The sequence below is a fragment of the Pantoea sp. FN0302 genome (assembly GCF_050113775.1).
GTDB classification, from domain to species: Bacteria; Pseudomonadota; Gammaproteobacteria; order Enterobacterales; family Enterobacteriaceae; genus Mixta; species Mixta alhagi.
In genome coordinates this window covers 906,442-929,181 of the sequence record NZ_JBNJSM010000001.1, presented here as the reverse complement: position 1 = coordinate 929,181, position 22,740 = coordinate 906,442, and the positions used below count along the sequence as shown (strand labels likewise).

General features: G+C 52.3%; 20 protein-coding genes. 11 read left to right on the top strand and 9 right to left on the bottom strand.

Features of this window, described 5'->3' with window-relative positions; all coding sequences use genetic code 11:
- Positions 1 to 85: 85 nt before the first annotated feature.
- Positions 86 to 637 (bottom strand): NAD(P)H nitroreductase, encoded by a 552-nt coding sequence (locus ACQE32_RS04280; protein ID WP_085071562.1) that lies wholly within the window; start codon positions 635 to 637, stop codon positions 86 to 88.
- Between the two features lie 172 nt (positions 638 to 809).
- Between ACQE32_RS04280 and sppA the strand changes: the two genes are divergently transcribed.
- The 3 genes from sppA to pncA all read left to right on the top strand — a co-directional run bounded on the left by sppA (position 810) and on the right by pncA (position 4,402).
- Positions 810 to 2,666 (top strand): signal peptide peptidase SppA, encoded by a 1,857-nt coding sequence (gene sppA / locus ACQE32_RS04275; RefSeq protein ID WP_426972406.1) that lies wholly within the window; start codon positions 810 to 812, stop codon positions 2,664 to 2,666.
- A gap of 93 nt (positions 2,667 to 2,759) precedes the next feature.
- Entirely contained in the window at positions 2,760 to 3,776 is a 1,017-nt protein-coding gene (gene ansA / locus ACQE32_RS04270) for an asparaginase (protein ID WP_427021392.1), read from the top strand.
- 14 nt (positions 3,777 to 3,790) lie between these two features.
- Positions 3,791 to 4,402 carry a bifunctional nicotinamidase/pyrazinamidase gene (gene pncA / locus ACQE32_RS04265; protein ID WP_426972405.1) on the top strand — a complete coding sequence of 204 codons (612 nt, stop codon included), beginning with the start codon at positions 3,791 to 3,793 and terminating at the stop codon, positions 4,400 to 4,402.
- Between the two features lie 30 nt (positions 4,403 to 4,432).
- Here the strand turns inward: pncA and ACQE32_RS04260 are convergent, their stop codons facing one another.
- Both ACQE32_RS04260 and msrB read right to left on the bottom strand, forming a co-directional pair.
- Positions 4,433 to 4,714 (bottom strand): YeaC family protein, encoded by a 282-nt coding sequence (locus ACQE32_RS04260; protein WP_426972403.1) that lies wholly within the window; start codon positions 4,712 to 4,714, stop codon positions 4,433 to 4,435.
- Between the two features lie 4 nt (positions 4,715 to 4,718).
- Complete coding sequence (msrB, locus tag ACQE32_RS04255; RefSeq protein ID WP_427021391.1) at positions 4,719 to 5,129, bottom strand: peptide-methionine (R)-S-oxide reductase MsrB; 411 nt, start codon at positions 5,127 to 5,129, stop codon at positions 4,719 to 4,721.
- 342 nt (positions 5,130 to 5,471) lie between these two features.
- Between msrB and gapA the strand changes: the two genes are divergently transcribed.
- Together gapA and ACQE32_RS04245 are read left to right on the top strand one after the other, a co-directional pair.
- Complete coding sequence (gene gapA / locus ACQE32_RS04250) at positions 5,472 to 6,470, top strand: glyceraldehyde-3-phosphate dehydrogenase (protein ID WP_250650083.1); 999 nt, start codon at positions 5,472 to 5,474, stop codon at positions 6,468 to 6,470.
- Positions 6,471 to 6,547: 77 nt separating this feature from the next.
- On the top strand, positions 6,548 to 7,426 hold the full coding sequence (locus ACQE32_RS04245; RefSeq protein ID WP_426972402.1) for a D-hexose-6-phosphate mutarotase: 879 nt from the start codon (positions 6,548 to 6,550) through the stop codon (positions 7,424 to 7,426).
- A 72-nt stretch (positions 7,427 to 7,498) separates the two neighbouring features.
- Here ACQE32_RS04245 and ACQE32_RS04240 read toward each other — a convergent pair whose 3' ends face one another.
- Positions 7,499 to 8,350: an aldo/keto reductase gene (locus ACQE32_RS04240; RefSeq protein ID WP_426972401.1), complete on the bottom strand. Its 852-nt coding sequence runs from the start codon at positions 8,348 to 8,350 to the stop codon at positions 7,499 to 7,501.
- Positions 8,351 to 8,426: 76 nt separating this feature from the next.
- Positions 8,427 to 9,176 carry a MipA/OmpV family protein gene (locus tag ACQE32_RS04235; protein ID WP_426972400.1) on the bottom strand — a complete coding sequence of 250 codons (750 nt, stop codon included), beginning with the start codon at positions 9,174 to 9,176 and terminating at the stop codon, positions 8,427 to 8,429.
- Between the two features lie 423 nt (positions 9,177 to 9,599).
- Here ACQE32_RS04235 and yeaG point away from each other — a divergent pair, with 423 nt between their 5' ends.
- Together yeaG and ACQE32_RS04225 are read left to right on the top strand one after the other, a co-directional pair.
- A complete protein-coding gene (yeaG, locus tag ACQE32_RS04230; RefSeq protein WP_085071542.1) occupies positions 9,600 to 11,534 on the top strand; it encodes a protein kinase YeaG in 1,935 nt (644 codons plus the stop codon).
- Positions 11,535 to 11,627: 93 nt separating this feature from the next.
- Positions 11,628 to 12,905, top strand: coding sequence for a YeaH/YhbH family protein (locus tag ACQE32_RS04225; RefSeq protein WP_426972398.1), 1,278 nt, complete (start codon positions 11,628 to 11,630; stop codon positions 12,903 to 12,905).
- Between the two features lie 78 nt (positions 12,906 to 12,983).
- Here ACQE32_RS04225 and ACQE32_RS04220 read toward each other — a convergent pair whose 3' ends face one another.
- Both ACQE32_RS04220 and ACQE32_RS04215 read right to left on the bottom strand, forming a co-directional pair.
- The gene (locus tag ACQE32_RS04220) at positions 12,984 to 13,505 is read right to left on the bottom strand and encodes a hypothetical protein (RefSeq protein WP_426981771.1); all 522 of its coding nucleotides are present in this window, start codon (positions 13,503 to 13,505) and stop codon (positions 12,984 to 12,986) included.
- 495 nt (positions 13,506 to 14,000) lie between these two features.
- A complete protein-coding gene (locus ACQE32_RS04215) occupies positions 14,001 to 14,711 on the bottom strand; it encodes a phage antirepressor KilAC domain-containing protein (protein WP_250650089.1) in 711 nt (236 codons plus the stop codon).
- A 244-nt stretch (positions 14,712 to 14,955) separates the two neighbouring features.
- On the opposite strand from ACQE32_RS04215, the gene ACQE32_RS04210 reads away from it, so the two are divergent.
- The 3 genes from ACQE32_RS04210 to ACQE32_RS04200 all read left to right on the top strand — a co-directional run bounded on the left by ACQE32_RS04210 (position 14,956) and on the right by ACQE32_RS04200 (position 18,300).
- Positions 14,956 to 16,683, top strand: coding sequence for a potassium/proton antiporter (locus tag ACQE32_RS04210; protein WP_426972395.1), 1,728 nt, complete (start codon positions 14,956 to 14,958; stop codon positions 16,681 to 16,683).
- Between the two features lie 78 nt (positions 16,684 to 16,761).
- Positions 16,762 to 16,995: a DUF1480 family protein gene (locus tag ACQE32_RS04205; RefSeq protein ID WP_085071537.1), complete on the top strand. Its 234-nt coding sequence runs from the start codon at positions 16,762 to 16,764 to the stop codon at positions 16,993 to 16,995.
- Positions 16,996 to 17,109: 114 nt separating this feature from the next.
- Positions 17,110 to 18,300 (top strand): multidrug effflux MFS transporter, encoded by a 1,191-nt coding sequence (locus tag ACQE32_RS04200; RefSeq protein WP_426972394.1) that lies wholly within the window; start codon positions 17,110 to 17,112, stop codon positions 18,298 to 18,300.
- 1 nt (position 18,301) lies between these two features.
- Here ACQE32_RS04200 and dadX read toward each other — a convergent pair whose 3' ends face one another.
- Positions 18,302 to 19,372, bottom strand: coding sequence for a catabolic alanine racemase DadX (gene dadX / locus ACQE32_RS04195; RefSeq protein ID WP_426972393.1), 1,071 nt, complete (start codon positions 19,370 to 19,372; stop codon positions 18,302 to 18,304).
- Positions 19,373 to 19,391: 19 nt separating this feature from the next.
- Positions 19,392 to 20,696 carry a D-amino acid dehydrogenase gene (locus ACQE32_RS04190; RefSeq protein WP_427021390.1) on the bottom strand — a complete coding sequence of 435 codons (1,305 nt, stop codon included), beginning with the start codon at positions 20,694 to 20,696 and terminating at the stop codon, positions 19,392 to 19,394.
- Positions 20,697 to 21,201: 505 nt separating this feature from the next.
- Between ACQE32_RS04190 and ACQE32_RS04185 the strand changes: the two genes are divergently transcribed.
- A complete protein-coding gene (locus ACQE32_RS04185; protein WP_426972390.1) occupies positions 21,202 to 22,737 on the top strand; it encodes a SpoVR family protein in 1,536 nt (511 codons plus the stop codon).
- Positions 22,738 to 22,740: the final 3 nt, after the last annotated feature.

Sequence of the window (22,740 nt, the reverse complement as noted above, 5' to 3'; positions counted from 1 at the left end):
CTGGCGTGATAAGCCATCCCTGCGGCGGAGTGGATAAAAAGCAGGATAATCAACTTATCCTGCCAAAACGGCGGCGCGCGAGCTGTCAGAAATAACTGACAAAGGGGGCGGTATCAGGAGGTAAAACGGTGGTGGATGATTTTAACTGCGGCGTGCCCAGGTAAAGGAAGCCGACAATCGCATCCTGTTCGCGACAGTTAAATGCCGCTCTTACCGCGTCGTTATCAGTCCAGGCGCCGCTGCGCCAGATACCGTTAAAGCCCTGTGCGGCGGCAGCCATTTGCATTGCCATAACCGCACAGCCTGCTGATAACAGCTGCTCCCAACGCGGCACTTTATGATGCTCGACGCAGTGCGCAACCACGGTGATAATCATCGGCGCCCGGAACGGGGACTGCTTCGCCTTTTCAATGGCTTTATCATCCATGTTTCCGTCACGCGCAGCCTGCTCCAGCAGCGCGCTAAAGCGCTCTAATCCCTGCTTTTCAATAATATGAAAGCGCCATGGCTGTAGCGTGCCGTGATCCGGTGCGCGCATACCAGCGCGTATAATATTGTCCAGCGCTTCGCCCTGTGGCGCAGGCTCGGCTAAGCGCGATGCGGAACGACGGTTAACCAGTAAATCCAGTGCATCCATTTATGCCTCCTGATAATGATTAGCATTCACTGCAAACTAGCACAGGCTGACCTTTTGTTACAGCCGCGTGCGATTTCCTGCTGACATTTGCCCCACTGCTCTTTAGGATGTGGATGAAATTCTGGCAGAAAAGCTGCTTTTCTGTGCTCTGTCTGGTGATTATGGAGAAAACATGCGCACGTTGTGGCGAATCATAACCGGCTTATTTAAATGGACATGGCGGGTGCTGAACTTTGTTCGTGAATGCATCCTCAACTTATTTTTTATCTTTTTGCTGTTGATTGGCGTAGGGATCTGGCTACAGATTAAAAGCGTCAGCACACCGGCAGAGGTGCCGCGTGGCGCGCTAAAAGTCGATCTCTCCGGCGTGGTGGTCGATAAACCTTCGGTCAGCAACAAGCTCAGCAAAATTGGTCGTCAGCTGTTGGGTGCCAGCAGCGATCGTTTGAAAGAGAATTCGCTCTTTGATGTGGTGGCAGCGATCCGTCAGGCCAAAGAGGATGAGAAAATCACCGGAATCGTGCTGGACCTGCGTAACTTTGCCGGGGCCGACCAGCCTTCTCTGCAGTATATCGGCAAGGCGCTGCGTGAGTTCCGCGACAGCGGCAAGCCGGTTTACGCCAGCGGCGACAGCTATAGTCAGGCGCAATACTACCTCGCCAGCTATGCCAATAAAATTTACCTTTCGCCGCAGGGCACCGTCGATTTGCACGGCTTCGCCACCAACACGCTTTACTACAAAAGCCTGCTCGACAAGCTGAAAGTGACCTCACACGTTTTCCGCGTCGGCACCTATAAATCTGCGGTAGAGCCTTTCCTGCGTGATGATATGTCGCCGGCAGCGCGCGAGGCCGACAGCCGTTGGGTAGGCGAACTGTGGCAAAACTATCTGCATACCGTTGCCGCTAACCGTCAGATTAGCCCACAACAGCTTTTCCCTGGCGCGCAGGGGCTACTGAGCGGTTTGCAAAAAACCGGCGGCGATACGGCACTCTATGCGAAAGAAAACAAGCTGGTGGATCAGCTGGCGACCCGTGCCGAAACCGAGCAGCTGTTTACCAAACAGTTTGGCTGGGACAAACAGGATCAGGATTACAACGCTATCAGCATCTATGACTATCCGGTGAAGGATACCAGTTCGCAGAATGGCAATATCGCCGTGATCCTTGCGAATGGTGCCATTATGGATGGCGAAGAGACGCCGGGCTCCGTCGGCGGCGATACCACCGCAGCGCAGATCCGCGAAGCGCGGCTCGACCCGGCAATCAAAGCGATTGTACTGCGTGTAAACAGCCCTGGCGGCAGCGTAACCGCATCGGAAGTGGTGCGTCAGGAGCTGGCGGCAGCACGTACAGCAGGCAAGCCGGTGGTGGTTTCCATGGGCGGCATGGCAGCCTCTGGCGGCTACTGGATTTCAACGCCTGCTAACTACATTATTGCCAGCCCGGCGACACTAACCGGTTCCATCGGCATTTTCGGCGTAATTAATACGGTGGAAAATTCGCTGGATGCTATCGGCGTGCATACTGATGGCGTAGCGACCTCGCCGCTGGCGGACGTTGCCACCACCAAGGCGCTGCCGCCTGAAGTACAGCAAATGATGCAGCTCAGCATTGAAAACGGCTATCGCAACTTTATCGGCCTGGTGGCAAAAGCACGGCAGAAAACGCCTGAGCAGATCGATCAGATCGCCCAGGGTCATGTCTGGACCGGTGAAGATGCCAAAGCAAATGGCCTGGTCGATGCACTGGGTGATTTTGATGATGCCATTACTAAGGCGGCAGAACTGGCGAAGGTGAAGAATGTACAACTCAACTGGTTTGCCGATGAGCCTGCCTTTATTGACATGGTACTGGGCCAGATGGATGCTTCAGTACAGGCACTGCTGCCCGCTACGTTAAAAGCCTGGCTACCGGCCCCGATGGTGGATGTGGTAAGCGCCATGAAACAGCAGCCCGGGCTTCTGGGAACCCTGAACGATCCGCAAAACCGTTACGCTCTCTGCCTGACCTGCGGCGACGTGCGATAACTTTCAGCCCGGCCGGTATTGCCGCTGGTCGGGCTGCTCTTCCTGAGACTTTACCTTATACTGCGGTTTTACCGCCAAGCTGAGTCGCTTTTCATGCAAAAAAAATCCATTTACGTTGCCTATACCGGCGGAACCATCGGTATGCAGCGCTCAGAACAAGGTTATATTCCGGTTTCCGGCCACCTTCAGCAGCAATTGTCAGCCATGCCGGAGTTTCATCGTCCGGATATGCCTGACTTTACCATTCATGAATATCAGCCGCTGATCGACTCCTCTGATATGACGCCACAAGACTGGCAGGCGATTGCAGACGATATTCAGCAAAATTATGCGTTGTACGATGGTTTTGTGATTTTGCACGGCACCGATACCATGGCGTTTACCGCCTCGGCGCTCTCTTTTATGCTGGAGAATCTGGCCAAGCCGGTAATAGTGACAGGGTCACAGATCCCGCTGGCGGAACTGCGATCTGACGGCCAGCAAAACTTACTGAACGCACTCTTCGTTGCGGCTAACTACCCGATCAAAGAAGTCTCGTTATTTTTTAACAACACCCTTTACCGGGGTAATCGCACCACCAAGGCCCATGCAGATGGCTTTAATGCCTTTGCCTCGCCCAATTTGCCGCCGCTGCTGGAAGCGGGTATTCATATCCGACGACTGAATACGCCCGCCTCCCCACAAGGCGAAGGCGAACTGATCGTTCATCCTATTACGCCTCAGCCAATCGGGGTGGTGACCATCTATCCGGGAATTTCTGCTGAAGTGGTACGCAACTTTCTGCGCCAGCCGGTAAAAGCACTGATTCTGCGCTCCTATGGCGTGGGTAACGCGCCGCAAAACGCCGAATTCCTGACTGAGCTGCGGGCAGCCTCCGAACGCGGTATTGTGGTGGTTAACCTTACGCAGTGTATGTCGGGCAAGGTGAATATGGGGGGCTACGCTACCGGCAACGCCCTCGCCCATGCAGGCGTGATCGGCGGCTTCGATATGACGGTAGAGGCTACTCTGACCAAACTGCACTATTTACTCAGTCAGCCGTTAAGCTGCGATGAAGTGCGGCAGCTAATGCAGGTCAATCTGCGTGGCGAGCTAACCTCTGATAACTAATAGCGGAGTCTGTTATGACCCAGGCGTTGATCCTTATCGATTTGCAGAATGATTTTTGTCCGGGCGGCGCACTGGCGGTGGCCGACGGCGACGCGACTATTGCCGTAGCTAATCAGCTGGCCGAAGCATTTCACCGGCGTGGCGAACCGGTGATTGCCACGCAGGACTGGCATCCGGCAAACCATGGCAGTTTTGCTTCGGTTTCCGGTAAGGCCGTGAATACGCTGGGCGAGCTGAATGGCCTGCCGCAGATTTGGTGGCCCGATCATGCTGTTCAACATACGCAGGGTGCAGAATTTCATCCGGCGCTCAGGCGCACGTTAATCGATAAAATATTTCATAAGGGTGAGCAGCCTGATATTGACAGCTACAGCGCCTTTTTTGATAACGGTCATCGCCGTCAGACCGGGCTTGATGCCTGGTTACGTCAGCAGGGCATCAGGCGTCTGGTCATGATGGGTCTGGCCACAGACTATTGCGTGAAATTTAGCGTGCTGGATGCGCTGCGGTTAGGATATGAGGTAGAAGTGATTGCTGAAGGTTGCCGCGGCGTTAACTTACAGCCGCAGGACAGCCAGCAGGCCTTAGCGGATATGGCGGCAAACGGCGCGCTAATCCGCCAGTAAGGCCATTATCCCGCCGTGCTGGCGGGATAATTATTGCAGCGTGATACGCGTGACACTGTCACTGATACCGAACTCTTCTTTTAGTTCGCGTTTCGAACGGGTGACCAGCTCTCCGCCCGCGCCGATGCTCATATGCTGCGGCTGATGATTGTGCTGCGCCTGCCACAGCATAACCAGCTGCATACAGTGCTCTTTTTGCTCTTCCGTAAGCGCCACGCCATCTGGCCATTTTCCGATTTCTACCGCCGTTGCCAGACGCTGATAAATTTCGGGGGTCATTGCCTCGACTATCGCCTTGAGTTCAGATTTCATCGTATTAACCTTTAATCTGATTACCGTCATTATCGCTGAAGCTCAGCGAGGCCGAATTTACGCAGTAGCGTTCGCCGCTCGGCTGAGGGCCATCGGGAAAGACGTGGCCAAGGTGAGCGTCGCAGTTGCCACAACGAATCTCAATTCGCTGCATGCCATGTGAATTATCTTCCAGATAGTGAATCGCATCATCGCTGTAAGGCTGATAAAAGCTGGGCCAGCCGCAACCAGAATCGTATTTGGTTTCCGATAAAAACAACGGCGCGTTACATACCAGACAGTGATAAATACCTTCCGATTTGTTATGCAACAGCGCGCCGCTGAACGGCGGCTCAGTGCCCCGCTGCTGGGTAACATAACGTTGCATTTCACTAAGCTGGTTATCAGGCGTACGATCGTTCAATTCTTTAGCCATTTTCATCATCTCTGGCAGTGTTATTCTGGAAAAATCGGCTAGTATTCTAACAAACAGTTAACAAGAACAGCTTAATATTTTGTGCCTGGCGAATTTTCACCGCCGCTTAACTGTCAAACTGTGATGAAGATCACTTTCCAGTCAGAGCAGGCCTTTATATTCGGTAATCGAGGCGTAAAACTCCTGCGGGAGAATAGGCGCGGAAGCGGATTTTTACCTGCAAATTCACCATCACAGGTTTGATTTGTCGCAATAATTGACACGATTCCGCTTGACGCCTGGTAAGGATTTTGTAATTTTACAGGCAACCTTTTATTCACTAACAAATAGCTGGTGGAATATATGACTATCAAAGTAGGTATTAACGGTTTTGGTCGTATCGGTCGCATCGTTTTCCGTGCTGCGCAGCAACGTTCTGACGTTGAAATCGTTGCAATCAACGATCTGCTGGACGCGGAATACATGGCGTACATGCTGAAATATGACTCAACGCACGGCCGCTTCGAAGGCACCGTTGAAGTACAGGACGGCGCGCTGATCGTAAACGGCAAAAAAATCCGTGTTACCTCTGAAAAAGACCCGGCTAACCTGAAGTGGGACGAAGTCGGTGTTGACGTAGTAGCGGAAGCAACCGGTATCTTCCTGACCGACGAAACTGCACGCAAACACATCGCTGCTGGCGCTAAAAAAGTGGTTATGACCGGCCCGTCTAAAGATGACACCCCGATGTTTGTTCGTGGCGCTAACTTTGACAAATATGCTGGCCAGGACATCGTTTCTAACGCATCCTGCACCACCAACTGCCTGGCACCGCTGGCTAAAGTTATCAACGACAAATTCGGTATCGTTGAAGGCCTGATGACCACCGTTCATGCAACTACCGCAACGCAGAAAACCGTTGATGGCCCGTCTCACAAAGACTGGCGCGGCGGCCGTGGCGCAGCTCAAAACATCATCCCATCTTCTACCGGTGCGGCTAAAGCCGTAGGTAAAGTTCTGCCGGAACTGAACGGTAAACTGACGGGTATGGCGTTCCGCGTTCCGACTCCGAACGTTTCCGTTGTTGACCTGACCGTACGTCTGGCTAAGCCTGCTTCTTACAAAGAAATTTGTGAAGCCATCAAAGCCGCTTCTGAAGGCGACATGAAAGGCGTTCTGGGCTACACCGAAGATGCCGTGGTTTCTACCGATTTCAACGGCGAAACCCTGACTTCTGTGTTCGATGCCGCTGCCGGTATCGCACTGAACGACAACTTCGTGAAACTGGTTTCCTGGTATGACAACGAAACCGGCTACTCTCACAAAGTTCTGGATCTGGTCGCGCTGGTTGCTTCTAAATAAGTAACGGTGACAGACTAAGCTTAGAGGGCGACTACGGTCGCCCTTTTTTATCGTCTGAATTCCAGCAAGGTAACATCATGACCGAAAAAATCTTTTCGCTTCCCGTGGAAAACCAGATCTCCCCTTACCTGAGCCAACGACAGATTGGCGAATTGCCCGTTATTGTGGTTAATCATCCGAAAGTGCGTGCTGCGGTTACGCTGCAGGGCGCACAGCTGATTGCCTGGCAGCCAAACGGTGAGAAGCCGGTTATCTGGCTTAGTGACAAAACGGCGTTTACCCCAGGCAAGGCGATTCGCGGCGGCGTACCGATTTGCTGGCCGTGGTTTGGCCCAGCAGGCCAACCGGCACACGGCTTTGCCCGTAATCAACCCTGGACGCTCTCTGCTCACGATGAAAATAACGACAATGTTCTGCTGACGCTGGTGCTGGAAAGTAATGAGCAGACCAAAGCGCTCTGGCCGCATGATTTCACATTAATTGCGCGCTTTCGCCTGGGTGAACATTGTGAAATTGAGCTGGAAGCGCATGGTGAATACCAGGCAACCTGCGCCCTGCACAGCTATTTCAACGTGGCGGATATTGCGGAGGTGGAAGTCAGCGGTCTGGGCACGCACTTTATCGATAAGGTGAAAGGCGGCGAACAGGCAACCTCTGAGGATGGCAAACAGCGCTATGCCGGTCAGGTCGATCGTATTTATACCCGGCCAGAAGATTGCAGCCTGATCCACGATAAATCCGGGCAGCGGGTGATTGAGGTTTACCACCATCATCATAGCGATGTGGTTACCTGGAATCCGGGCGTGGAGTTATCCTGCAGCATGGCCGATATGGCGAACGATGGCTTTCAGACCATGGTTTGCGTAGAAACAGCACGTATCAATACGCCAATGAAGAGTGCGCCCGAGCAGCCGGCACGCCTGGCCACGACCTTCCGCCTGCGTAAAAAGCGCTAATTTATCTTGCTGTCTGAAAAGTATGCCAGCTGTTGCAGGTCGGGCAAATGCCCGGCCTGCATGACGTTATTTTCAGACCACATCCAGCGGCTGCTTGCTTTGCGGCGGCGGAAACAGCAGATCGATTTGCTTCACATGCGTTTCATCTAACGTCACGTTTAACGCGGCGGCGTTTTCCTGCACGTGGCTGATACTGCTGGCTTTGGGAATCGCCATGATGTTCGGGTGGCGGATCACCCACGCCAGCAGCAGTTGCGCTACGCTAATCCCCAACCGATCGGCCATGTCGTTTAGTTCGGGCGAGGTCATCAGGCCATGGCGCAAACGCCCAGCCTGAGCCAGCGGGCAATAGGCCATAACGGGCAGCTGGCGCTCAACACAGGCGGGCAGGAGATCGAACTCAATGCCGCGTGAGGCAAGATGATACAGCACCTGGTTAGCGGCACAGGCACTGCCGCCTGGCTCTTGCCAAAGCGACTGCATGTCCTCGTAGTCAAAATTAGACACGCCCCAGCGGCGGATTTTTCCCTGCAGCTGAAGTTTCTCCATTGCGCGGATCGTCTCCTCCAGCGGGATATTGCCGCGCCAGTGCAACAGATAGAGATCAAGATAGTCCGTCTTCAGGCGCTTCAGGCTGCGTTCACAGGCTTCCCTTGCATCATCAACGCCGGCATTCCACGGGTAAAACTTTGAAACCAGCCAGGCACGATCGCGCCTTCCCTGCAGTGCCTCACCAACAACCTGCTCCGCCCCGCCGTCTGCATACATTTCAGCGGTATCGATTACCGTTAAACCGCACTCCAGGCCAGCCTGTAAGGCGGCAATTTCCTGCTGACGTAGCTCAGCTTTTTCACCCATATACCAGGTACCCTGACCAATGGCTGGCAACGTCAAATCCGCAGCAAACGCTATATTTTTGCCCATCCTCCCTCCTTTGCACAGCGGGCATGCACCAAACAGGCGCAACGGAGCGCCCGCTGCCCTGTTTTAGCCTGCTTAATCAGAAGCTATAGCTAATTCCAGCCCAGGTGGTGAGTTGAGAATCTGTGTCGACCATCGGGCTATCTTTAATCTCATCAGCCAGACGCGTATAGCGTGCATAGACGCTGGTATTCCAGCGCTCGGTCAGGCGATAGTTAGCGCTTAGCTCAAGGTAAGGACTCCAGCTGTCATCCGGCTGATAGCGACGAATGCCGGTGCGCGCTGACTCGTGGCTGGACACGCCATAATAATAACGATTCTGATTGGCGCTGGTCCAGGTTGCGCCGATGCCAGGCGCCACGCTGAAGTCACCGAACTCAAAGCGATAAAGGTAGGTCAGATCCCAGACAATACCGTCGCTTTTGCCCAGTACATCGCCAAGCAGATTGGTCCGCACAATCCCCCACTCAGCAATATGACGGTATTCCAGGCCGCCCATCAGCGTCATGTGACGTTCATCAAGCCCTTTCATCGCGCCCAGATCGTTATCATCCGGATCGTAGCGCTGCGCCGAGCCTGCCAGGGTAACAGAAAGCTGATCCTGTTGATCTTTCCACAGATAATAACCACCCTGCAGCGTGCGCAGCCAGAAGCTGTCGCTTTCATAGTTGATCACCGGAAGCGGTAAATAGCGATCCTGTCCCCCTTTATAGGGACTCTGCACATACGCCACTGACGCACCCAGCGTGAGCGGAGACGTCTGTTCCGCCTGGGTGACACCACAAAGAGGCAGCAGCAAAGCAAGCGCGCTAATTTTGAATCGGTTCACAATATGTTTCTTCCATAAATAGAACAATTAGAGAGGCAGTTTAACGTCATTACGTGACAGGCTTAAATCTTAATACATTTTGTCATATTCGAAGGAAAGAAGGGTTCAGTTTGCTGAGCCTTTTTCCGCTTATTTACAAAGCCGTCACAGGCCGCGCCCCGCAAGGGCAATGCTTATTACCGGTCACACTTTCCTGGTGCAATTCAATAGCATTAAAGAAAATTCCTGAAATGCCATCTACAGTTAAAAGTAACCTATGTGATTCGTTCGAGCAGAGTAACCATCAAATCTGTGTACCCCGATAAAAATACGTCAGGTTGGCATAAGGGTTGCTGTACTCCCAAGAGAATATCTTCCGGAAGCTGATACACCTTTTATAACGCTTCCATTACCTGTGCTAAAAACGAAAGGACGGGCATCGCTATGAATATATTCGATCACTATCGTCAGCGTTATGAAGCTGCCAAGGACGAAGAGTTCACACTGCAGGAATTTCTTGCTACCTGTAAGCAGGATCGCAGTGCATACGCCAACGCGGCAGAAAGACTCTTGATGGCTATTGGTGAGCCAGTCATGGTCGATACTGCCCAGGAGCCTCGCCTTTCCCGACTGTTCTCAAATCGTGTGATTGCACGTTATCCGGCTTTTGAAGAGTTCTATGGGATGGAAGAAGCGATTGAACAAATCGTCTCTTACCTGAAACATGCGGCTCAGGGCCTGGAAGAGAAAAAACAGATCCTCTATCTGTTGGGCCCGGTTGGTGGGGGTAAATCCTCACTCGCCGAACGCTTAAAATCGCTGATGCAGCGCGTACCTATTTATGTTTTGAGCGCCGACGGCGAACGCAGTCCGGTCAATGACCATCCGCTCTGCCTGTTTAATCCACAGGAAGATGCCAATATTCTTGAAAAAGAGTATGGCGTGCCGCGTCGTTATCTGGGCACCATTATGTCGCCGTGGGCGGCAAAACGGCTGCATGAGTTCGGCGGTGACATCACCCGTTTTAAAGTGGTTAAAGTCTGGCCGTCGATTCTGGAGCAGCTGGCTATCGCAAAAACCGAGCCGGGCGATGAGAACAACCAGGATATTTCCGCGCTGGTCGGTAAGGTGGATATCCGTAAGCTGGAAAACCATGCGCAAAACGACCCTGATGCCTACGGCTATTCAGGGGCGTTGTGCCGCGCCAACCAGGGCATCATGGAGTTTGTAGAGATGTTTAAAGCGCCGATTAAGGTGCTGCATCCGCTGCTGACCGCAACGCAGGAAGGTAACTACAACGGTACGGAAGGGATTTCCGCCCTGCCGTTTAACGGGATTATTCTGGCGCACTCCAACGAATCTGAGTGGGTGCAGTTCCGTAACAACAAAAACAATGAGGCGTTTCTTGACCGTGTTTACATCGTTAAGGTGCCTTATTGCCTGCGCGTCTCGGAAGAGATCAAGATTTATGAAAAACTGCTTAATCACAGTGAGTTGACCCATTCACCTTGCGCGCCCGGTACGCTAGAAACACTGGCCCGCTTCTCGATCCTTTCCCGCCTGAAGGAGCCGGAAAATTCCAGCATCTATTCAAAAATGCGGGTTTATGACGGGGAGAGCCTGAAGGATACCGATCCGAAAGCCAAATCGTACCAAGAGTATCGCGATTATGCTGGTGTGGATGAAGGCATGAACGGGCTCTCCACACGTTTCGCATTTAAAATTCTGTCGCGGGTATTTAACTTCGATCATACGGAAGTGGCGGCAAACCCGGTCCATCTGTTCTACGTTCTGGAGCAGCAGATTGAACGCGAGCAGTTCCCACAGGAACTTGCCGAGAAATATCTGGAGTTTCTGAAAGGTTATCTGATCCCTAAATATGCCGAATTCATTGGCAAAGAGATCCAGACCGCCTATCTGGAATCCTATTCAGAATATGGTCAGAATATTTTTGATCGCTACGTGACCTATGCGGATTTCTGGATTCAGGATCAGGAGTATCGCGATCCCGATACTGGTCAGCTTTTCGATCGCGAGGCGTTGAATGCTGAGCTGGAGAAAATTGAAAAACCAGCTGGCATCAGCAATCCCAAAGATTTCCGTAATGAAATCGTCAATTTTGTCCTGCGCGCCCGCGCACAGAACAGCGGACGTAATCCAAACTGGACCAGCTATGAGAAGCTTCGCACGGTTATTGAGAAAAAAATGTTCTCTAATACCGAGGAGCTGCTGCCGGTTATCTCCTTTAACGCAAAAACGTCAACCGATGAGCAGAAAAAGCATGATGATTTTGTCGACCGTATGATGGAAAAAGGCTACACCCGCAAGCAGGTTCGTCTGCTGTGCGAATGGTACCTGCGCGTACGCAAATCATCGTAAGTGAGGCGTACCAGCCTATAAACGTAACGGAAGCGACAGTAAAGAGGTCGGACATTATGTCCGACCTTGCTTGCAACGTGGTTTGGGGGAGCTATGGCCTATTTTATCGATCGGCGGCTGAACGGCAAAAATAAAAGCGCGGTAAATCGCCAGCGTTTTTTACGCCGCTACAAGTCGCAAATTAAACAGTCGATCTCCGAGGCCATCAATAAACGTTCGGTTACCGACGTTGAGAGTGGTGAATCTGTTTCTATACCGGTAGATGACATTCATGAACCTGTTTTCCATCAGGGACGCGGCGGCACCCGACATCGCGTTCATCCCGGCAACGATCATTTTGTACAGAATGACCGTGTAGAACGTCCTCAGGGCGGCGGCGGCGGCGGAAGCGGCCAGGGCAACGCCAGCCAGGATGGTGAAGGTCAGGATGAGTTTGTTTTCCAAATTTCCAAGGATGAATATCTCGATCTGCTGTTTGAAGATCTGGCTCTGCCCAACCTGCGTAAAACGCAGCAGCGGCAGATGAATGAATATAAGACGCATCGCGCCGGCTTTACCTCTAACGGCGTGCCCGCCAATATCAGCGTGGTACGCTCGCTGCAGAATTCACTGGCGCGGCGTACCGCGATGACGGCAGGTAAACGCCGTATGCTGCATGAGCTGGAGGATGCGCTGCAGACTGTGGAAAAAACCGAGCCGGTGCAGCTTCTGGAAGAAGAGCGGCTGCGTAAAGAGATTGCTGAACTGCGGGCACGCATCGAGCGCGTTCCCTTTATCGATACTTTTGACCTGCGTTACAAAAACTTTGAAAAACGACCGGAGCCGTCCAGTCAGGCAGTAATGTTTTGTTTGATGGACGTATCAGGCTCAATGGATCAGGCAACAAAAGATATGGCAAAACGCTTCTATATTTTGCTCTATCTGTTCCTGAGCCGTACCTATAAAAACGTGGAAGTGGTTTATATTCGCCATCATACTCAGGCTAAGGAAGTGGATGAACAGGAGTTTTTCTACTCGCAGGAAACCGGCGGCACTATTGTTTCCAGCGCCTTAAAGCTGATGGATGAGGTGGTGAAAGATCGCTACGATCCCACGCAATGGAATATCTACGCCGCGCAGGCTTCCGATGGCGATAACTGGGCTGACGATTCACCGCTGTGCCATGAGATACTGGCAAAGAACATTTTGCCGGTGGTGCGTTATTACAGTTATATCGAGATTACCCGCCGTGCTCATCAAACGCTGTGGCGTGAATATGAGCATCTTCAGGCCGCGTTTGATAACTTTGCGATTCAGCATATTCGTGAACCAGAGGATATCTATCCGGTATTCCGCGAGCTGTTTCATAAACAGGCAAGCGAGATGAGCTAGTCTGTATAAGCTGGTGCCTTGAAAGCAGCCGCTGAAGGCTGCTTTTTTATCGCCATCATGCGCTCGTTGTCCAGCCCGTCAGAATTTTAACTGCAGACTAAGAACCAAAATTCCCGGCAGCAGAACGCCCGATCTGAAATTAACATGAGGGTTCATTTCATACTTAACGCCATGATAAATATAAGGAGCGAAGCCAACGCCAGTCATCTTCTTTATATCCTGGTACATACCCTTATCGCCACAGTTTGAAAACGACTTAAACCAAAACTCACCGGCATAGAGGTAAATGCCCTCAATGGTCAGGTTGTTGTAGGTTCCCCAATCCTTCTCAAAACCCAGTAGCGCGCATCGATTCCCTTCACTGTTAATCATGGTACCCGCATACAGACTGTAATCTGAGTTCTCGTTAACCCGCCTTTCCACAGCAATCAAATTATTTTTGAAGTACTGGTTATAATCTTTGGTCGGAGAATAAAGATGGTATGCAAATGAAGCGGTATGAAGGGAATAGAGATCCAACTCATCCGCCAGACAGAGGTTGGAAAAAGCTGCCACTCCAGTAAAAGCTATGCAAGCGACGCCTGTAAGTTTACCAGCCAAAGTGCTTCCTTTATGAGTTTGAATAGCAGAAGGCTTTCTGCGAACTAATATCATTTTCTGATTAAGACTACACACTCAATCTATAAAGTTAACGGATTTGTGTTGATAAAGTTCCCGTCCCTCTTCTCAAGGGAGAGTACCTTTAGTCAGCAATAAAAAATAAAGCAGAAAACCCGTAAAAACTAACAGAATGATTCAATATTTAAATTATTATTATTAAAACTGTGATCTACTTTTGATATAAGTTTATTTCAGTAAAACACCAGTTGCGCATCGACGCTGATTAAATCTCAGCTTTAAGCGAAAAGGTAGTAACAGGCGGTAGTAAAACAGCGCGAAGCCGCGCGAAGGATGAAAAACTCCGAACCGGTATAGCGCAGGCGATGTTACCCATGAGGCGAGCCAGGCGGATTTGAGAAACAAAAAAGCCGGTCCATGACCGGCTTTTAACTTGCATCGCATCCATTCATCGACGTTCTCCTTCCCGGCTTGTTATCAGGCCGCAGCGCCTTTCGGCTGCGATGCAATATGCCCTGCCCACAGGCTGGCAACCCACTTCACGCCCTTAGCCGTGAAGCGCGCCTGCGAAAACGCATGCTGGTTTTCGCCTACTCCGGAACGCAGAGTAAAGCGCCCTGCGTTGATATGCTGCTGATGCGGCGTAAGCGTGCCGTTCATGCGGTACATAATATGACGCTCCAGCAGGAACTGGCGAAAGTCAGGCTCTTTAACCTTCAGCATTTTGCACAGCTGACGGAAACCAAGCGACTCCTCTTCAACCGTGACATAACGATCAAAGAATTCAGCCTTGGGGGCGAAAAGCGCCAGCTGCTGCTCTGCTTTCTGACGCTGTTCAAACTGTTCGGCCCAGGCGCGCGCCGCTTCCGCTGGATTAGTAAAATCGGGCAGATGCGCCATTTTTTCCCGCTCCTGCCAGCGATCAAGCGCTTCAGCAGTAAAGGCTGGCGATAAACGCGCCACGGCCAGCACCGAGTCACGCTTGTTAAGACGATATTCCTGGCGTGTCGTGCCGTCAGCTTCGTAATCCCATGCGATTAACGGCTGTGACAGACGCTGGGCCGTTTCCAGACTTTTAATCAGACGTTTCACTTCACCATGGGTATTACCGGTCATCTCGGCGATTTCACGGCTACTCATTGTGACGGATTGATGAAGAGCGTTCAGGCTCTCAGTAGAAATCATCATAGCTTCACCATTGGCTTGCAAGTAGCATCAGCCCGTTAGGGAGTACAAATAGTATACGTATTACTGGTTTAATATCCAGTATTTTTTTTAAGCAATTTTACTTTGTGCCATGCTGCGAAAAGTACCCATTTTTTATCCTGCGTGCTGTGACAAGCTATTGATAAAGCATTATCTTTTGAAAACGGTTATAGTGTAACCACGTTTAAAATCGCTTTTGCCATCTGTTTTACGAGGAGAAAATGCCTTGGATGCCAGCACAATTTACAGTCTTTTCATTATTGGTTCCGTGCTGGTAGCATCAAGCATCCTACTCAGCGCCTTCTCTTCCCGTTTAGGGATCCCTATCCTGGTGATCTTTCTGGCGCTGGGTATGCTGACCGGCGAGGACGGTATCGGGGGTTTCGCGTTTGATAATTATCCGCTCGCGTATATGGTTTCTAACCTGGCGCTGGCGGTGATCCTGTTGGATGGCGGCATGCGCACCCGCGCCACTTCGCTGCGCGTCGCATTAGGCCCGGCGCTGTCGCTGGCTACGGTAGGTGTGATGATCACCGCCGGCCTTACCGGGCTCGCTGCCGCCTGGCTGTTCCGGCTGGATATGATGCAGGGCTTTTTGATTGGCGCGATTATCGGCTCTACGGATGCCGCAGCGGTGTTCTCGCTGTTGGGGGATAAGGGGTTGAACGAGCGCGTCAGCTCTACGCTGGAAATTGAATCCGGCAGCAACGATCCCATGGCAGTGTTCCTTACCATTACCCTGATTGAGATGATTCAGCAGGGAGAAAGCGGTTTAAGCTGGATGTTTGTGGTTCAATTAATCCAGCAGTTTGGTTTAGGCATTGTGTTGGGGCTGGGCGGCGGCTGGGCGATACAACAGTTGATTAATCGTATCTCTTTAGCCAATGGGCTTTATCCGCTGCTGGCCGTCAGCGGCGGGATTTTGGTTTTCGCGCTGACTACGGTGCTGGAAGGCAGCGGCATTCTGGCGGTCTATCTCTGCGGCTTCCTGCTAGGGAATCGTCCCATCCGCAACCGGCACGGCATTTTGCAAACCTTTGACGGGATGGCCTGGCTGAGCCAAATCGGCATGTTTTTGGTGCTGGGCCTGCTGGTGACGCCTTCCGATCTCTGGCATATCGCCGTACCGGCGATGATCCTTTCGCTCTGGCTGATTCTGTTTGCCCGCCCGGTTTCTGTTTTTATTGGCCTGCTGCCCTTCCGCAGTTTTACCCTGCGCGAACGCGTTTTTATCAGCTGGGTCGGTTTACGCGGCGCAGTACCCATTATTCTGGCGGTGTTCCCGATGATGGCTGGGCTGGAAAACGCCTCGCTATTCTTCAATATCGCTTTTTTCGTGGTGCTGGTATCGCTGATGCTACAGGGCACTTCACTGGGTTTTGCCGCGCGTAAAGCGAAAGTTATCGTGCCGCCTACCGCTTCGCCGATTAGTCGCGTTGGGCTTGATATCCATCCGGAAAACCCCTGGGAGCAGTTTGTTTATCAGTTAAGCGCTGATAAATGGTGCGTCGGCGCAGCGCTGCGCGATCTGCAAATGCCGCGTGAAACGCGTATCGCCGCCCTGTTCCGTCATAATGTGCTGATGCATCCCACCGGCAATACCCGCCTGCGGGAAGGCGATGTGCTCTGTGTGATTGGTCGTGAGCGCGACCTGCCCGCACTCGGCAGGCTGTTCAGTCAGTCTCCTCCGGTAGCGCTTGACCAGCGCTTTTTCGGCGACTTTATTCTGGATGCGGATGCAAGACTGCGCGACGTGGCGCAAATCTATGGTCTGGATCTGAATGAAGAGACCAACGATCAGCAATCGCTGGGGCAGCTGATTCTGGGCATGCTCGGCGGCGCACCGGTGGTGGGCGATCAGGTGGAATGGAATCATCTGATCTGGACCGTGGCGGAAAAAGAGGATAACCAGGTGATCAAAATCGGCGTGCGGGTGCCGGAAGAGAAGGAATAATCCTGACCTGACGGCCTCGAATTTCCCGCCAGAGCGACTAAGCTTATAGTTCACGTCTTTCCTGGAGGGAAATAACCCATGGGTCATGTAGTCAAAATTGGTCGCTACGAGATTATTGATGCAGATATGGATGCTGAACTGGCTGATACCATCAGTATCCCCTGTCAAACCAATCCCGGTCTCAGCTACCAGCTTGACGGCTGGGATGAAGAAACCAGCGTTCCCGCGTGGATTGACGGACAGCCGGTGGATCTGGAGATCGGTCACTATGATAAACAGCAGGATCGCTGGGTTTTAAAAAAACCTGCCTGATAAGTTAGAGGAGCAGCAGCCCGGCTGCTCCTGATTTCGTTACTTTTCCCTTTTCTTTTTCGTCACATCTCTCTACGCTGTGCAGCTCAAAAATATCGGATAATAACTTCCCTGATGCAAAAATTTACCTTGTTGTTGCTTAGCCTGGTGCTGTTAGCGCCCCTTGGCATCGATCTCTATTTGCCTACGCTACCGGATATCGCTCTGGGTTTGTCAACACCGGTCTCAACGGTGCAAACCACTATCCCCATTTTTCTGCTGGTTATGGGGCTGGGGCAAATTATCGCCGGACCGCTGGTAGATAACTTTGGCCGTAAGCCTGTCGCCATGATAGGTCTGCTGCTCTATATCTGCGGCAGCGCGCTCGCGGCCTGCGCAGTAAACTGGCCTATGTTTCTGCTGGCGCGTCTGATTCAGGGCTGCGCCGTTTGTTGTACCGCCGTGGTTGCTTTTAGCGGCGTACGCGATCGGTTGTCGGGTGATGAAGCGGCGCGCGCCTATGGCTTTCTTAACGGCGCGCTTAATATCGTGCCGGCGCTGGCCCCCATGCTGGGCGGTTTTCTGGCCGAAGCCTTTGGCTGGCGAGCGCCTTTCTGGTTCCTGGTCTGCTATGCGCTGGCAATCGGCGTGCTGATTGCGTTTCTGTTACCAGAAACGCGCCCTGCCGATACGCGTAAAGTGAAAGGTCTGCCGCTGCGTCAATATGGCGCTATTTTGCGCCAGCCGCGCTTTCTCGCTTTTGCCTTTGCCAACGCAGGCGCGCTGGGGATGGTGTTAACTTACGTTTCGCTGGCACCGCATGTGCTGATGACGGTAGGCGGTCTTAGCGCGCTTGAATTCTCTATCGCCTTCGGCGCAAACGGCTTCTGGATTATGCTGGTGAGCATACTGGTCAATAAAATGATCCGCAAAGTTGGACGTCCGGTTTGTCTGGCGCTGGGAACGCTGGCGATGCTGCTGGGCGCGCTGATGTTGTTTGCAGGTGAGCAGCTGTTTCCAGCCGCGATGCAAACCCACTGGGCGCTCTATATGCTACCTGTCGCCATCTCTGTAGCGGGCCTGGCCTTTACCGTAGGTCCGGCCACCAGCTATGCGCTGGAGCCTTATCAGCAGCAGGCAGGTGTCGCTTCCGCGCTGGCAGGATTTATCCAGATGGCGGGCGGTTCTTCGGCTGGACTGCTGATGATGGCGTTACCGCTGACGGAGAAAGATGCGCTGGCGCTGATGATGCTGGTAGGCGCAGCGCTCACGTTTCTGGCATGGCGCTGCAGTAAAAAAATGCGCGGCTCGCTGACCGCGCTGTAAACTATAAGACTTCAACCGGTACCCGCGGTGCGACGGCGCACATTAGCTCATAGCCAACGGTACCGGCACTGCTTGCCACCTCGTCGATTTTCACCTGTTCGCCCCACAACTCTACTTTGGAGCCAATTCCAGCCTGCGGACAAGGCGTTAAGTCCACAGTGAGCATATCCATCGATATCGCGCCGATGGTGGTGGTGCGCACGCCGTCAATGACTACCGGCGTACCGTTTGGCGCATGACGAGGATAGCCATCCGCGTAGCCGCAGGCCACAACCCCAATGCGCTGCTCCGCAACTGCATGATAGCGATAGCCGTAACCTACGCCAGCGCCGGGGCGCAGATGCTGGATGCCGATAATTTCGCTTTTTAGTGACATTGCGGGCTTGAGGCCTGTTCCGGCAATATCCTGCCATTGACCGCTTGGTGAAGCGCCATAAAGAATAATCCCGGGCCGCACCCAGTCAAAATGTGCTTCCGGATGCCAGAGCGTCGCCGCTGAGTTTGCCAGCGAACGCGGGCAGTTCAGCCCCTCCGCCGCCAGCTCAACCTGCTTCATGGGTTCAAGGATACCCTCTTCTTTTTCCGCCTCGGCGAAATGGGTCATCAGGGTCATCTCTCCGACATTCTCCAGCGCCCGCAGTTTTTGCCATACCTTATGCACCTGTTCAGGCATAAAGCCCAGCCGGTTCATGCCGCTATTCACTTTGACATAAATGTCGATCGGCGCGCTAAGCTGCGCTTTCGCCAGCGCCTGGATCTGCCAGTTGCTGTGAACGCTGGTCGTCAAACGATAGCGGTCCAGCAATTCAAGCTCATCGCTATGGAAAAAGCCCTCCAGCAGCAGAATCGGTTTTTTCCAGCCCTGTTCGCGCAGCAGAATCGCCTCTTGCAGATTTAACAGCGCAAAGCCATCCGTATCGCTCAGGTGCTGCCAGATGCGGCTGATGCCATGACCATAGCCGTTCGCTTTGACCACAGACCAGACACGGGATCCCGGCGCAGCGCGGCGCACGATCTCCAGATTTTGTCGCAGCGCAGCGCTATGAATGGTTGCGACAATCGGACGTGACATAACCTCTCCTTGTAACTCGTTAACGTGCAACGTTTGCTTTATGCAGTTGCGGGGGCGTTACCGGTGAATAACCAGGCAGATAACGCATTACAGAAAGATCATCTGCAGCAATCGCCGGTTTTTTTCCGGAAATAATATCAGAAAGCAGCTGTCCTGAACCGCATGCCATAGTCCATCCGAGCGTGCCGTGTCCGGTATTAAGGTAAAGATTTTTCAACGGCGTAGGCCCAACAATCGGCGTGCCGTCCGGCGTCATTGGACGCAGACCGGTCCAGAAGCTGGCCTGTTCAATGTTGCCGCCGTTGGGATAAAGGTCACGTACCACCATTTCCAGCGTCTCACGCCGTGCGGGCAGCAGCTGCGTATTAAAGCCGACAATTTCCGCCATTCCGCCAACGCGAATGCGCTGGTCAAAACGGGTAATAGCCACTTTATAGGTTTCGTCCAGAACGGTGGAAACTGGCGCTCCGGCCTCATCGCGAATTGGAATGGTTAATGAATAGCCTTTTAAAGGATAAACCGGAATAGAAACGATATCCGCCAGCAGCGCGGTGGACCAGGATCCGAAGGCAACAACATAGCTGTCTGCGGTAATAATCTCTGCGCCGCATTTCACGCCGACAATGCGATTATCCTCACGCAGCAGGCCATCCACTGGCGTATTAAAGCGAAAGGTTACGCCCGCCTCTGCCGCCATCTGCGCCAGCCGCTGGGTAAAAAGCTGGCAGTCGCCGGTTTCATCATTGGGCAAGCGCAGCCCGCCGGTCAGTTTATGATGGGTGGAGGCAAGTGCCGGTTCCACACGCGCCAGCTGGTGCGCCTCCAGCAGTTCATAAGGCACGCCGGCCTCTTTCAGAACGGCAATATCTTTACTGGCGCTTTCATACTGTTGTGCGGTACGAAATAGCTGCAGCGTACCGCCCTGACGGCCTTCATAGTTGATCCCGGTATGTTCCCGCAGTGCTTTCATACAGTCACGGCTGTATTCCGCAATGCGCACCATCCGGCTTTTATTCTCCTGATAGTGGCGCATATCGCAGTTACGCAGCATCTGCCACATCCATTGCAGCTGGAAGCGGCTGCCATCAAGACGGATCGCCAGAGGAGCATGCCGCTGGAACATCCATTTTATCGCTTTTAACGGTACGCCCGGCGCAGCCCAGGGGCCCGCATAGCCAGGAGAAATCTGCCCGGCATTGGCGGCGCTGGTCTCCTGCGCCGGACCCGGCTGACGATCGATAACCGTAACGTCATGACCCGCCTGCGCCAGATACCAGGCACTGGCGACGCCGACAACTCCACTTCCCAGAATGACAACTCGCATAATTCCCCCAGCACCCCCGATAGAACAATCCACTAATTCTTAGCCAACTCTATGGATGATAATTTTGCCGCATTCCCATCAACATAGCGGTGACATATTTCACATCTTTTTTACCTTAGCGCTGAGTAAAAACAAGATGCTGACTAAATTTCAGTGGAAAATATTATTTTTAAAGTTATCGCAGCAGCAAGTGAGGATTAAGCCGGTAAATTAGCCTGACGCCAGCAGATTTAGCATGGGTCATACAAAAACAGAATAAACAGGATTTTATACTGATGAACAGGCGTTTATTCGCATTATTCGTTATTTAAAATTTCGTTTTTAATTGCCGCTTTATTTTGTATTGCAGTTTCAGGTTGCATTCCGGTTTCAGATGGAAAACAGTGAACTATCATTAGAGTGTTCGCTCAGTTCTTTGGGCCTTCTTATTCAGGATGAGCCTTAAACAACAGGAATCCTTGCGGCAACGCTTTGCCCAATGGGATTCACCAACGAGGGGTGCGCTATGGCGACATTATTTGACGATCCGGTTAAGGACAGCAAACGACTCAGTGACGGACCCGACTGGACCTTTGAGCTACTTGATACCTACCTGGCGGAAATCGATCGCGTCGCGAAACAGTACCGCCTGGATACTTATCCGCATCAAATTGAAGTCATTACCTCTGAACAGATGATGGATGCCTACTCCAGCGTCGGCATGCCCATCAACTATGCGCACTGGTCTTTTGGTAAAAAGTTTATTGAAACCGAGCAGCGCTATAAACATGGTCAGCAGGGACTGGCTTATGAAATTGTGATCAATTCTAACCCCTGCATCGCCTACCTGATGGAAGAGAACACCATCACCATGCAGGCGCTGGTTATCGCTCACGCCTGCTATGGTCATAACTCATTCTTTAAAAATAACTACCTGTTCCGCAGCTGGACCGATGCCGGCTCAATCATTGATTACCTGCTGTTTGCGAAAAATTACATCGCCGAGTGCGAAGAGCGGTATGGCGTAGAGGAAGTAGAACGTCTGCTCGACTCCTGCCATGCGCTGATGAATTACGGTGTCGATCGCTATAAGCGTCCGCAAAAAATCTCATTACAGGAAGAGAAAGCGCGGCAGAAAAGCCGCGAAGAGTACCTGCAAAGCCAGGTCAATACGCTGTGGCGTACCCTGCCGCGTCGCGAAAAAGAAGAAGTGCATGCTGAGAAAGTGCGTTTCCCTTCTGAACCGCAGGAAAACCTGCTCTATTTTATGGAAAAAAATGCACCGCTGCTGGAGCCCTGGCAGCGTGAAATTCTACGCATTGTACGTAAGGTAAGTCAGTATTTTTATCCGCAAAAACAGACGCAGGTCATGAACGAAGGCTGGGCGACCTTCTGGCACTATACCATCCTGAATCATCTGTACGATGAGGGTAAGGTAACAGAGCGCTTTATGCTGGAGTTCCTCCACAGCCATACTAATGTGGTATTCCAGCCCGCCTATAACAGCCCCTGGTATAACGGAATTAACCCTTATGCGCTGGGCTTTGCTATGTTCCAGGATATTAAACGCATCTGTCAGTCGCCTACTGAAGAGGATCGCTACTGGTTCCCGGATATGGCCGGTTCGGACTGGCTGGAAACGCTGCATTTCGCCATGCGGGAATTTAAAGATGAAAGCTTTATCAGTCAGTTCCTCTCGCCGAAAGTGATGCGTGATTTCCGTCTGTTCACCGTACTGGATGACGATCGGAACAATTATCTGGAAATTGCCGCAATTCATGATGAAGCGGGCTATCGCGCGATCCGTCAGCAGCTTTCCGCGCAGTATAACCTGAGCAACCTGGAACCTAATATTCAGGTTTATAACGTTGATTTACGCGGCGATCGCTCTCTGACGCTGCGCTATGTGCCACATCAGCGCTCTCCGCTGGATAAGAGCCGGCGCGAAGTGTTAAAGCATGTGCATCGTCTGTGGGGATTTGAGGTTCATCTGGAACAGCAGAATGAAGATGGCAGCGTTGAAATACTGGATCGCTGCCCGCCGCGTCCTAACACTTTATAAAAC

Excerpts from the sequence above, each read along its gene's own strand:
- ACQE32_RS04280 (WP_085071562.1), bottom strand. The coding sequence starts at position 637 with ATGGATGCACTGGATTTACTGGTTAACCGTCGTTCCGCATCGCGCTTA.
- sppA (WP_426972406.1), top strand. The coding sequence starts at position 810 with ATGCGCACGTTGTGGCGAATCATAACCGGCTTATTTAAATGGACATGG.
- ansA (WP_427021392.1), top strand. The coding sequence starts at position 2,760 with ATGCAAAAAAAATCCATTTACGTTGCCTATACCGGCGGAACCATCGGT.
- pncA (WP_426972405.1), top strand. The coding sequence starts at position 3,791 with ATGACCCAGGCGTTGATCCTTATCGATTTGCAGAATGATTTTTGTCCG.
- ACQE32_RS04260 (WP_426972403.1), bottom strand. The coding sequence starts at position 4,714 with ATGAAATCTGAACTCAAGGCGATAGTCGAGGCAATGACCCCCGAAATT.
- msrB (WP_427021391.1), bottom strand. The coding sequence starts at position 5,129 with ATGGCTAAAGAATTGAACGATCGTACGCCTGATAACCAGCTTAGTGAA.
- gapA (WP_250650083.1), top strand. The coding sequence starts at position 5,472 with ATGACTATCAAAGTAGGTATTAACGGTTTTGGTCGTATCGGTCGCATC.
- ACQE32_RS04245 (WP_426972402.1), top strand. The coding sequence starts at position 6,548 with ATGACCGAAAAAATCTTTTCGCTTCCCGTGGAAAACCAGATCTCCCCT.
- ACQE32_RS04240 (WP_426972401.1), bottom strand. The coding sequence starts at position 8,350 with ATGGGCAAAAATATAGCGTTTGCTGCGGATTTGACGTTGCCAGCCATT.
- yeaG (WP_085071542.1), top strand. The coding sequence starts at position 9,600 with ATGAATATATTCGATCACTATCGTCAGCGTTATGAAGCTGCCAAGGAC.
- ACQE32_RS04225 (WP_426972398.1), top strand. The coding sequence starts at position 11,628 with ATGGCCTATTTTATCGATCGGCGGCTGAACGGCAAAAATAAAAGCGCG.
- ACQE32_RS04215 (WP_250650089.1), bottom strand. The coding sequence starts at position 14,711 with ATGATGATTTCTACTGAGAGCCTGAACGCTCTTCATCAATCCGTCACA.
- ACQE32_RS04205 (WP_085071537.1), top strand. The coding sequence starts at position 16,762 with ATGGGTCATGTAGTCAAAATTGGTCGCTACGAGATTATTGATGCAGAT.
- ACQE32_RS04200 (WP_426972394.1), top strand. The coding sequence starts at position 17,110 with ATGCAAAAATTTACCTTGTTGTTGCTTAGCCTGGTGCTGTTAGCGCCC.
- dadX (WP_426972393.1), bottom strand. The coding sequence starts at position 19,372 with ATGTCACGTCCGATTGTCGCAACCATTCATAGCGCTGCGCTGCGACAA.
- ACQE32_RS04190 (WP_427021390.1), bottom strand. The coding sequence starts at position 20,696 with ATGCGAGTTGTCATTCTGGGAAGTGGAGTTGTCGGCGTCGCCAGTGCC.
- ACQE32_RS04185 (WP_426972390.1), top strand. The coding sequence starts at position 21,202 with ATGGCGACATTATTTGACGATCCGGTTAAGGACAGCAAACGACTCAGT.